Annotated in this window: 4 protein-coding genes; all 4 read left to right on the top strand. The window is 61.4% G+C overall.

Annotated elements, in window-relative coordinates; all coding sequences use genetic code 11:
• Positions 1–638: 638 nt before the first annotated feature.
• The 4 genes from KF688_17940 (at position 639) to KF688_17925 (ending at position 12,361) form a co-directional block, all read left to right on the top strand.
• Positions 639–2,246: a S8 family serine peptidase gene (locus KF688_17940; protein ID MBX3427566.1), complete on the top strand. Its 1,608-nt coding sequence runs from the start codon at positions 639–641 to the stop codon at positions 2,244–2,246.
• A 198-nt stretch (positions 2,247–2,444) separates the two neighbouring features.
• On the top strand, positions 2,445–6,026 hold the full coding sequence (locus tag KF688_17935) for a hypothetical protein (GenBank protein ID MBX3427565.1): 3,582 nt from the start codon (positions 2,445–2,447) through the stop codon (positions 6,024–6,026).
• Between the two features lie 9 nt (positions 6,027–6,035).
• Positions 6,036–10,937 carry a GMC family oxidoreductase N-terminal domain-containing protein gene (locus KF688_17930; protein ID MBX3427564.1) on the top strand — a complete coding sequence of 1,634 codons (4,902 nt, stop codon included), beginning with the start codon at positions 6,036–6,038 and terminating at the stop codon, positions 10,935–10,937.
• A complete protein-coding gene (locus tag KF688_17925; protein ID MBX3427563.1) occupies positions 10,934–12,361 on the top strand; it encodes a hypothetical protein in 1,428 nt (475 codons plus the stop codon). The genes KF688_17930 and KF688_17925 overlap by 4 nt, the downstream gene beginning before the upstream one ends.
• The last annotated feature ends 3 nt before the right edge of the window (positions 12,362–12,364 follow it).

The raw sequence follows: 12,364 nt of genomic DNA, 5'->3' as shown, positions 1-12,364 counted from the left end.
TAGGCGTCACCCCCGGAAAGGGTGTTCGCCACCTTATTAAGCTGTCCAGGTCTTGGCGTCCACTTCAGCCCATCGGAACCTAAACATCAATTCGCGATTTCGACCCGCTAACGCCCCAAGACCGGAATTCCAGTTCACGATGAACCAGGACACGTCAAGCAGCATCCCGGCAAGCAAACCCAACTCATGAAACGACGCAGGGCCGGAGGGAGCCCCGACTTCTTGATGCAACTCCTTGTCCGTAAAGGAAGTTAGTGTGCGTTGGCCCTGCCTAACGCGGCCAAGCGGATGACCGTCAAATAGTCATGGAAATCCTAGGGTTAATCCTTCTAGTTCACTGTCGCCAGGGCCGTCAGCAGGTGAATTCGTAGCGAATTCATCCAACAAAACCTTGCAAGATTGGATGAACGCGATATCTTCGGTGAGGTTGTAGAGCTGTGTTTGTCGTCTGAGGATTGCGAGTTCCTGAGTAGAGTTCGCATCCGCGTTTCACTTTGGAGTCTGTTCTGCGCGTGCTGAAGTAGTCATCCGTTTCCGTTACTGGTTCGCGGTTCATGGCACGCAAACGATCAACTCGACGCTCGCGTACCGCCAATCGTTTGGCTGCCAGACAGCCGACCCCCACGCGATTTTCGGCGATGGCCAGGTCCGATGGCTTGGTAGTCCGGGTCGGCGTTCCAGGTATCAGTCCCGTCGAGACGCTGAGTCTGGCCCGCAAGATCGTTCGACAGGAACTTCCCGGCGACTGGATCGTCGCGTTAATGGGTCGTGAGTCGCGGGACGTGAGCGTTCGTCGCCCCGCTGACAAAAGCAACCCGACTGTTGCGCAGGCGTTTGACTTGGCGTATCGCCTTCGCCAACATCGGCTGGTCGAGGATTGCGAGCCTTCGCTTCTTCTCCCCGATGAAATGCCTCAGATGATGCGGCCCGAGTTTGCGACGGTTTCGCGATCGTCGTCTTCCTCCTCAGGCGGTGAGGACTCGGATCTGTCCTGCTCTGCGGCGCCTGATTGGGCGCTCGCGTTCTGCCGAGTCGCCGCCGCCTGGGATGCGCCTCGTCCCCCCGGCGGCAAATCGCGCGGTCAGGGAATTATCGTCGGGCACCCCGACACGGGTTACACCGATCATCCCGAGCTCGACGCCGCCCGCGTCCTGGTCAGCCGGGGTCGAGATTTCGAGGAAGGCGATCTCGACCCACGCGACACTCTCAGCGGCTTTTCCCCCGGTCACGGCACCGGCACCGGCAGCGTGATCATGAGTTCCGTCGGCCCGGGTCGCGCCGTGACCGGCGTGGCGCCGCTGGCGGAGCTAGTGCCGCTGCGAATCACCACCAGCGTCGTATTGTTCTCGTTCGCCAAGCTGGCCGAAGCGATTCGCTTTGCCGCGGACGAAGGGCACCACGTCCTCTCGATCAGCCTGGGGGGGCCGCTTTACTCGCGATTCTTGCACCGGTCGGTCCAGTATGCGATCGAACGAGGGGTGATCATCGTCGCCGCGGCGGGCAATGTTTGGCCGTTCGTGGTGTACCCTGCGAAACTCGATGAAGTCATCGCGGTCGCCGCTTGCAATTGCAGTAAGCAAGTCTGGGCGGATTCGGCTTCTGGCGCCCAAGTGGACATCACGGCCCCCGGGGAATCCGTGTGGCGCGCCCAGGCGTCGACGACCGGGTTCACGGTCGCCCCAGGATCGGGCACGTCTTTTGCGACCGCCATCACGGCCGGCGCCGCCGCCCTCTGGCTGGCGCACCACGGTCGCGCCGCCTTGATCAACCGGTTCGGAATGGGAGGCCTGGCGGCGGCCTTCAAGGAAGTGCTCGTGTCGAAAGGATTCGACGCCCCAAACGGTTGGGACGCGAGCAACTACGGACCGGGCCTGCTGAACGTCGACAAGCTGCTGCGCGCCGCTTTGCCCAGTTCCGTTGCGGCGGGAGGCATGAGCGCCCTGAACGCTAATCCCACGGCGCGACGGCTGAGCCAAGTGGACGACATCGTCGCCCTGTTCCCCAACGACGACCCAGCACGCATTCGCGCTGCGTTGGCCAATGCGATGAACGTCAATGAATCGCAGCTCACGATTGAGGTCCGCGACGTTGCGGACGAGATCGCCTACCACGCGGTCCTGAACCCAGAGGTCCGACGACGCCTCTCCGGGAAGCAGTCGCATTCGAGACGCGTTGTCTCGTCAACGAAGCGTAAGCCGTACCGCCCCCCTGCGATGTCCGCTAGGTTGAAGCGGATGCTGGATTGACAATCGACTGATTTGAAGCGTCTCGATTGGTCCGACAACACGTAGAAAGCCCGCATGGACCCGACTCTCCCCCAGTTCGACGAGCAATTCGAGCTTCTCTCGACTTGAATCATATCTCGTTGTTGCTGGACCTTCCGCACTTGCCGAGCACGAGTTACAAGACTTGCGATCTCCTCACGTTTGCGAGGGAGTCTGCACATGAGACTGCATCCCGCCTTGATCGGCAGCGTATCGCTGTCGCTGGCGATCGCCGCCGGCTGTTCGCCGTCAAAGGAACCAGAAGCGCAGACTGACGATGCCAAGAAGCGGGCCGTCGCCGAGCAGATCTCTAATGCAGAAGCGGCCGCCCATTACAGCTATGGCAAGGTCCGCACGACTTACGATCGCGATCGTCCCAAGAGTTGGCACGCTCAGGGTACGGGCGACCCCTACCAGCCGCCCTGCGCTGGCGAAGCTGAGCAACTTCATGTGCCCGATTTCTTTAAGGGGATGGATTCCCTGTGCGTGGCAGAGGATCCTGAAAACCAGTTCGTTTGGCCCGACGTTCTGCTCGACAAACAGGATGAAAGACCGAACGGGTCGCCGCTCAGTTCGGACCGTAAAGCCATAGCGCCCGCGTTGAATGCCTCGGAGCGAATCGGCCGAAATACGTGGATGGTATGGTGCGCCGGCAACGAAGGATTCTGGGATTGGCTCTGCACTGACAGCCTCGGATTCATCGATCTGCTCAAGCTGGTCGATTCGCGCCGCAGAAATCAACGGTTCGAGTCGGACGGGCTGATCAACGAGCCTGACATGGAGCAAGCCCGACGCCCCAATCCCGACGAGTTCGGCCTCTGGCTCGATTTGCCGGCCGACGATGCCGTCCGACAGTGGCGCCGAGCGTTCGTCACGCAGACCTTTGCCAAGATCGCCGCTGGACGCGACAAGTCGCAAGTCGGATTGCGACGCAAAACCGCCTCTGGCGAATATAACGGGTCGGGCCTCTACGTCGGCAATCCAGGGGCCTTCAGAAACGAGGACTATCGCTATCCGTCGAGCTATCTCGCTGAGCAAGCGGACGATTCCGCCCAGCATGACGGCGCCTCCGCCGGTGACGGCGCAGGACACGTGCGGAGCGACGTGCATCTGGCCAGTTCAGAATCATACGCGGAACTCGACGGCACGGTCCCGCCCCCTGATTTGTACGGTCTCTCCAGCGGCGTGATCGGCTTGCGGCTCTTTCCCAATCCCTACTTTGACGCGGCCGCGCAAGAACGCTGGGACCCAGAGCGATACTTCAGCGATCGCACCTACTACAACGATCCGAATCTGATTCGGCCCTATCGAGTCGGGATGAGTTGTGCGTTCTGCCACGCTTCGTTTCACCCGCTCATGCCTCCGCGGGACGTCGTGAATCCGCGCTGGTCGGATCTCTCCGGCAATATCGGTGCGCAGTATCTGAGCATGCGCGCCACTGTGGGCAATCAATTGAAACCGGAACACTTCGTCTACCATCTGCTCGAGAGCCAACCTCGCGGCACGATCGACACGTCCTTGATCGCCTCGGACAACATCAATAACCCCAATTCGATGAACGCCGTCTTCGGCCTCCGGCAACGAGCCGTTGTCTCGCTGTTCAACCCGTCGGAAGACCTTTCGTCCCGCAGCAAACATCTCCCGTCGTTGTGGAAGACTCCCAATCCCGGTCGCCCAGGCGACTGCGAGGACGTCGTGCCCGATGCGATCGTCTCGCTGGCGGAAAAGCTCGGCATCCTCGATCGCATTCGGCGTTCTAACGACGATCCGCGGAGCGTGCCGCGAATTCTGCTCGACGGGTCGGACTCGATCGGGACATGGGGCGCCCTGGCCCGCGTCTACCTCAACATCGGCAGCTACTGGGAGCAATGGAACAAACTGCATCAGGTCGTGGTTGGATTTACTCCGCAACGGCCGTTCCGCTTGGCGGATTGCGAAGAGTCGTCGGTGTACTGGAACGCGACCGAACGCCGCGTGCCGGGGCTGAGAGATTATTTTCTGAGGATCACGCCGGCGATGCCGCTGCTTGCAACCGAGGGCGCCCAGGCTCGACTCAAACCGATCGGTCCGGCGGATCTCGATAAACTGCGAGACCAAGCTAGGCAGCAACAGACCGACTTCAACGAACTGTTGGCCGCGGAAAAGGCGCGCCGCGTCGATACGACGCAATTAGCAAGGGGGCGAGAGGCCTTCGCCAGAAACTGCATCGTCTGCCACTCCAGCATCCAGCCGGAAAGCACCTTGTCGTTGATCCCCGATTTCGACTCGTCCGCAGTACCGCCCGGCCAAAACGCCGCCGCCGTAACGTACGAGTCGCATGCAAGAGCAGGCGGCGAGGGCTCAGCGGACGAGCAATCCGGTCCGACGCAACGGCTGGCGGATCGGCGACTGCGATCTCGCATGAAGGCCGCGAATATCGGCGAGCTTTGGGAACACGATCCGGCGCAATGGCTCAACGATCCTGAATATCGCCAGTGGGCCGAGCGAATCGTCAACGAGCCGACGTTTTGGACCGAGAATTACCTGTCGACCGACTACCGCATCCCGATCAACCTCGTGAAGACCAACGCCGCCCGCGCGATGGCGACCAACGGGATGACGGGACATATGTGGGAGGATTTCGCCTCGGAAAGCTTTCGTGCGTTGCCGTCGCCGGGGGGCATCGAATACTTCAACCCGTACCTGGGCAAGCAGGGCGGGATGGACATGTTTACGCCGCGGCATATCAATCCCAACACGAAAAAGCCTGACGGCGGCGGGGGCCCCGGATACTACCGCGTGCCGACGCTGATGTCGATTTGGGCGACCGCCCCGTTCTTGCATAACAATAGCCTCGGACTCTTCAACGGCGACCCCTCGGTCAATGGCCGCTTAGAAGCGTACGACGACGCGATTCGAAAACTGCTCTGGCCCCAGCGACGACTGACCAGCAGCAGTTACAACGGCGCCACGGCGGAACGACTGCGCCGCGACCACGGTCTAATCTGGCGAACGACGCAGGAATCGTACCTGACGATCGATTCGGAGCGAGTTCCCTATCTCGCCCACCGATTTTATCTCGCCTCCAATCTTTACAAGGTTCCTGGATTCCGTTGGCTCCATGGCGTGCAACCCATGTGGTTGCCCAGCACGATCTTGATCGTCGGCGCCTTCGTCGTGCTGCTGACAAGCAAGCGGGGCGCCAGCAGGAAGCTGCTTGCTTATCTGTTTCTAGCCGCCACGGTTTTGACGGCGGTCGTCCTGTGGATCGTGCAAGATGGCCCGCAACCTCGGCATGTCGACTGGTTGCGCCATGTCCAGCCCTGGCTCCTGCCAGTTGTGGCTTTGTCGGCAGTAAGTCTTGCACTTTGGCTGCCGCTAAGTCGCCGGTACGTCCGACGCGCCGGTTACGTCCTCTTGCTATTCGGGGTGTTCGGGGGATTGGTCATCTACTTCAACGCCGGCAAATTGGGTGACGTGCGCATCGGCCCCATTCCCGCGGGGACGCCGGTCAATCTGCTGGCGAATTTCAACCCGGAGGCCGAACCGGCCCAGCAGAAAGCCGCGATCTCCGCGCTCGTCAACGGCTTGGCGGAAATCAAATCGCGCCACCTCGACGCTGTCGCTGCCAGGAAACTGATGAGAGAAAAGATCGCGCCGGCGCTGATGGACGTCAATAAGTGCCCCGACTTCGTCATGGACAAAGGGCACTACTTCCCTTGGTTCGATTCCATGACCGACGAGGACAAGAACGGACTCGTCGAATTGCTCAAGACCTTGTGATTCTCGACCATGAACCGCGCCCAACAAGAGAATCCAGACATGTACGACTACATCATTGTGGGTTCAGGCGCTGGCGGGGCGCCGTTGGCGTCGCGACTCGCGCGGGCCAATAAGAAGGTGCTCGTCCTCGAAGCGGGCGCCAATCATACGCAGCAAGGTCCGCTTGACGCCGGCAACGAAGTCTCACGCGCGCCTTTGTTGCACGGCGCCTCCTCCGAACACCCGGATCTCTCCTGGCGATTCTTCGTCGATCACTATGTACGCCACGGAGGACGGCTCCCGGACGGCATCCCCGAGGACCCCAAGTGGCACTCCGCGGACAGTAATGCGGGCGAAGACGCCGCTCACGAAGGGATCTTCTACCCCCGGGCCGCCGGCATCGGCGGCTGCACGATCCACAATGCCATGATCACGATCGCCGGCCCCGAGTCGGATTGGGACGATCTGGCGTCGTTTCTCGACGACCCCTCGTGGGCCAGCGGCCCGATGCGCAGCTACTTCCAACGGCTCGAGTGCAACGAATACCTCCCCGTTCCGGATCTCACCCGCCGAGGCCCGTTCGGCAAGGCATGGCGATACGTCAAAAACAGCGTCAAGTATCTGTTCGGATATCGCCCCGATCCCGCCAGAGGCGCCCACGGGTTTCGCGGCTGGCTGCACACCTCCTTCACGGACCTCGGGATCGGCCTACAGGATCGGCAGTTGGTAAAAATGCTGAAGGCGGCGCTGTGGGAATCCAAGCGCGCCGGACTCGACAATGCGTGGTCGATGGTCAGGGCTTTTCTCAAAGGCCGCGCATGGCAGTCGCTGGATCCCAATCACTCCGAGACTCAGGCCAACAGCCCCGAGGGAGTCGTGTTGATTCCGCTGGCTGTTCACGGCGATCGGACGACGGTCCACCAGAACCGAGCGACCCCGTACGCCATGCGGGGGCGTCGCAGCAGTCCTCGCGAACTGCTGCTAGAAACACTGGCGCTCCATCCCGACAACTTGACGATCTGGACGGACTGCCTAGTGACCGAGGTGATCCTCAAAGGGAAACAAGCCATCGGGGTCAAATTCCAACGGGGCAAGCGTCTCTACCGAGCCCACGTCAGCCCGAACCCGGAGGACATTCCGGAGGAATCGGTCCAGGTCGCCTCGGGGGGCGAGGTGATTCTCTGCGGCGGTTCGTTCAATACGCCCCAACTGCTCATGCTCTCGGGTATTGGCGACCCCGCCGAACTGGCGAGAATCGGGGACGCCAAAACCGCCAAGCGTTCGTCAAAGACGAAGCCGCCGTGCATCCCGTGTCGCGTACCGTCGCCAGGAGTCGGCAAGAATCTGCAAGATCGGTACGAGGTCTCCGTCGTCAGCCAAATGCGCAATGATTTTACGTTGCTCGACGGGGCCACCTTCACAGTTCCTGACGATCCGCAGGCCCCAGACCGCCATCTTCGCCAATGGCGAGAGGAAGGGACGGGGCTCTATACGAGCAACGGGGCCGTGCTGGGGATCTTCAAACGCTCGCGGCCCGAGTTGCCGCAGCCCGATCTGTTTATCTTCGGCATCCCATCGGCGTTCCGTGGCTACAGCGTCGGCTATTCGCGCGTCGATCGTCACAATTTGTTTACCTGGGTCATCCTCAAATCGCACACGCGCAATCGGGAGGGATACGTCAAACTCCGCAGCACCGATCCTCGCGATACGCCGCTGATCAATTTTCGCTACTTCGGCACCGGCCTGGACCGTACCGGCGCCCCGGCGCCGTTTGCCGACAGCTCGTCCGACCCCGACGTCCACGCGCTGATCCACGGCGTTGATTTCGTACGACGAATCATCAAGTCGTCAGGTTCGGTCGTAGAACAAGAGATCCATCCGGGCAACGCCTTCACCGGCGAGGCGGCCGTCAACCAATGGATTCGCCGCGATGCCTGGGGGCATCACGCCTGCGGTACGTGTCGAATGGGGCCCGACGGCGACCAGTATGCCGTCCTCGACAGCCGGTTTCGCGTGCGCGGCGTGGATAACCTTCGCGTCGTCGACGCCTCGATCTTCCCGAAAATCCCTGGCTATTTCATCGTCGCTAACGTCTACATGGCCAGCGAGAAGGCCGCGGACGTGATTTTGGAAGACGCCGCCGCAGCACAGGGAGACGACTCCCGGAGCTATCCTCGAGAGTTCCGTCAGTACGAAGCCAGCGCCGTCGATCTACGTCGCGCCTCTCTGCCGGCGACGGTCTCCAGCAACGTCGCCGCTGGCGCCTCAGAGGTCCAGAGCGCAGCCGACGGCGAGCAAAATGTCGAGCCTCAAGACGCACCCTCGTCCACCAAGGAGGTCTCTGCGACCGTCCTCGACGACGCAGGACAGTGGAGTCCGGACGTCACAGGGCTCGCCCTCTCGGGGGGCGGCATCCGCAGCGCCACGTTCGCCCTGGGCGTCCTGCAAAGCGCGGCGCGCAGCGGGTTGTTGCGACGATTCGATTTTCTGTCGACCGCGTCGGGGGGCGGCTACATCGGCTCGTTTCTGGGGCGCTGTTACGATCGGCTGCGACCGAACGTCGTGCACGCCAAGGCTCAACTCCAGTCGGCTGCGCCCGCGGAATTGGTCGAGCGCGCCTTGACCGCTCCGGACTCGCCGGCAATTGAATGGCTCCGCAGTCACGGCAACTACGTCACCCCCACAGGCTCGGGCGACGGTCGTCTGAACGCGGCCGTGTTCGTGCGCAACCTGTTGAGCATACACCTAGTCGTCGGGCTGGCACTGTTCACGTTATTCGGGCTGGCGAACGCCGTACGTTTCGGCGTGTTCGACAAGGCGGTGGGGGCGGCGGGCCTGATCCACGCCGGCGAGATGCCGGTCGGACACCTCGTCGAGACCTTCCTGGGACCTTGGTTCAGCCCGTGGTTCATCCTGTTCGAGTTCCTACTGCTGTTCCTCGTCCTGCCGAAGATCGTGGGCTATTGGATCGTCTCCCAGGACGAACACGAATCGTTCAAATTGTCGCCGTTGCTGATCCTCTTCCTAATTTCGGGAGTCTTGCTGTACGCGGGGGTCTACGATGGCCTGCGCCTCGAGTCGCTCGTTCTGGGAATCGCCCTGCTGGCTTCCGTCTTCCATGTGGAATGGGCGTGGAACCGCGGCCGCGATCGCGAGGAAGCGATCGGCACGGGGGGAATCGAAACGCAGCGTTTACGAACCCGCAATTACCTGACATACGACTTGGGCTTGGCGCTGGCCCTCGCCGGAGGCGCGCTGGGATTCGCCTTCATCGATACGCTCGCTCATGGGCTGCAACAGTGGAAGCTGGAAGCCAATTTCCCCTACGCCAAAGCGTTCGCTTCCCTGGGCGCCGCGATCATGGCGGCGGTGCCGGTGGCGCGATGGTTGGCTTCGTTCCTGCGCGAAGAGGAAGCCGATGGCCCGTTAAACTCGATTAGAGGCGTGTTGAAGCAAGGAATGACGGCGGGCCTGCTGGCCATCGTCCTGTTTACTTTGCCGTTGGTGCTCTACTCGTTCGCCTCACATGCACTCTTTCAAGGGGGGCAACGCCTGTGGATCGGAGTGGGCGCGACGATCTTTACGCTCGTATTGACAGTTGTTCTCGCCTTTCCTGGCGCCGTGTCGTTCGTCAATCGTTCATCGCTAGCCCAAACGTATTCAGCGCGGCTGGCCCGGGCCTACCTGGGGGCGTCCAACCCGGCCCGCCATCGGCCCAGCGGAATCAATATCACGGAAGTCATCCCCGGCGACGACGTCGCCTCGATCCGCGACTATCGCCCGCACGAAGCGTCGGGGCCATTGCACCTGATTAACGTGACGATCAATCAAACGCTCGACTTCGGCTCGCTGCTGAGAAAACGAGACCGGCAGGGCCTGAACATGGCGGTCAGCTGCCTGGGTGTTTCGATCGGCGAGCACTGGCACAGCCGCTGGACCAGGACCGCTGTGACAGATAAGAGCGGGGCCCGCAAGGTCCCCACGGGGCTGCACCCGATCGGCCTGAAACCAGGGTGCATTCATCCCCTGGTCGATCGATTGGATCGGCCCGCCGACTGTGCGGAGATGCTCTCCCTGAGACAGTGGATGGGGATCTCCGGAGCCGCGTTCGATCCCGGGCGGGGTCAGACGACCAGCTTGGGAATCGCGCTGCTGATGGGCATGCTCAACATGCGCACCGGGTACTGGTGGGACAGCGGCATCTCGGCCGCTGATCGTTGGGGATGGCCTCCTTTGAACTTCGTTCGCCGAGCCTTGTATCTCGTTCCGCGGTATTTTGCGACGCAGGCCTTGCTGCTCGCCGAATGGGTCGCCCGGTACCCAGGCCCTTGGGAGCGATTCTGGCATCTTTCGGACGGCGGCTTTTTCGAGAACTTGGCCGTCTACGAACTCGTTCGGCGGCGCGTCCCCCGGATCATCGTCTGCGATGGGACCGCCGATCCGCGTTACGGCTTCGGCGACTTCGCCGAGCTCGTGCGCAAGGCGCGGATCGATTTTCAAGCCCGCATCGTGTCGCTCACCGTAGTCGAATTGAATGACCTGGCGCGGAACGGGGCGATTCCCGCCGAGGTGCGCGCTCGGCTCGGCACGGTTGAAGAGCTTAAACCCCCCGTTGACGCCCTGGGGCGCCCAGTCAAGCCGTCCGCAAAACACGCGGCGCTGTGCTGGGTCCATTATCCGTCGATTCCCGGTTCGCGACGGTCGCTGCTGATGTTGATCAAGGCCTCGGTCACCGGTGACGAGCCGGACGACGTGCAGAACTACCGCCTCGGCTCGCCGGACTTTCCGCACGAGTCCACTAGCGATCAATCGTTCAACGAGGCCCAATGGGAAAGCTATCGCAAACTTGGCGAGCACGAAGGATCGGAAGTCTTGTCAGGCGACTGGTTTTGGAACATCCCTTTGCCGCTCAGCGAATCGGGGGCCCCATGAATCAACGGCGTGTTGGGAAGTCGTCGCGACGGGCGACGCTCGGCGGCAGTTGCGCAGCGAGTGTCTCGCTCGCAGGCGCTCTCGTTGCGGCGGTCCTGACGACGACCGCGAGCGCCTCGGACCATGCCGACCCGATCGACCCGCTCTACCTGCTGCGCCAAGAGGGCGCCATCACGGATTTGTTCGTATTCCCCGTCCTCCAGGACGGCACGCCCGCGTTCCCCTTCGCTCGCACGGCCAATCTTCCGCTTCACGACACGCTGGCCGATTCTGTGCGCGAAGAGCTCACTAGCGACGAGCAAGGTCAAATCGACTCGCTCGTGTTCATACTATGCGTGCGTCGACAGTTAACCGATTCCGGGACGCTGGAGTTATCGCCTTATGAATATCGGATTCACGTCGACGCCAGCAGCGACATTGAGTACCCGAACGAAGCGGCGTTCGCCGCGACGTCCCCCGCTCCGGCTCCGGCAAGCGATTCGATGCCAGGAGATCACGTCGAGGAACGCATTTCGCTCGTCGAGGCGTTCGTCAGGTACGGCGGGCGAGTCGCGGAACCGAACGCTATCAAGGAAGACCTTGACTTTGCGTTTCGCCTGAACAACGACGGTTCCCTTCGTCCCGGCTATCCGAAACGTTACGGCCCCGGGAATTCTCCGACGACCGGAACGTTTATCTGCGAAAACGAAGCGACGTTTGTCGGCGAAAGGATTGCCGGGATCTACGACGATCCCTTCATTTTCCCCACATTCTTTGACACGAACGTCGTCGCCATGGCGATTCGCATTCCCATGAGCGAATTTCCGAGCGACAACAACGAATTCGTGATCTGGGCCACGTCCCACAAAGGCGACACGCAAGTTGATCACGTCGGCCGCTCGTTAAGAACACAGAATCCGCGGTTCGATCTGCTCAATCCTCTGCATCCCAGCAAGCACGTCGAAGCGATCACCGACGCCAGGCGAAATCCGGGCCTCATGCGAGACATTCTGTTGCGATTGAATTTCGCCTCCTACTACGCATATCGCAAATGGGACTACGAACCCGACGTGATGTGCCTCACGACGAAATATCGCGTCGGTTTTCCCAACGGACGCTTGGTCACCGACGATGTCGCCGCGATCCTCGCCCAGCATGGCGACACGCTGCTGTACGAGCTTTCGTTTCAGGACGAAAAGTACCAGTGGCCGCGGCAGAAAACGAATGACGGAATCGTCGAGGAGGAAAAAGCGTTTTCTGCGACGTTTCCCTATCTGCGCGGCCCAAACCCGGAATCGCCGCAGAAACCGCCCCGGCGTCTCTCCCGGGCCAGCGTCGTCAAGCTGCTGCTGATCGCGACGGCGATTTTTCTGTTTTGGCTCTGGACGCATTGGTTCTTCGCTCGTTGGTATCATCGCCGCAAACTTCGTCGCCGCTATTTGTAGCCA

It is taken from the genome of Pirellulales bacterium, assembly GCA_019636345.1.
Lineage (GTDB): Bacteria > Planctomycetota > Planctomycetia > Pirellulales > Lacipirellulaceae.
This window is presented reverse-complemented; position numbering and strand designations above follow the sequence as displayed.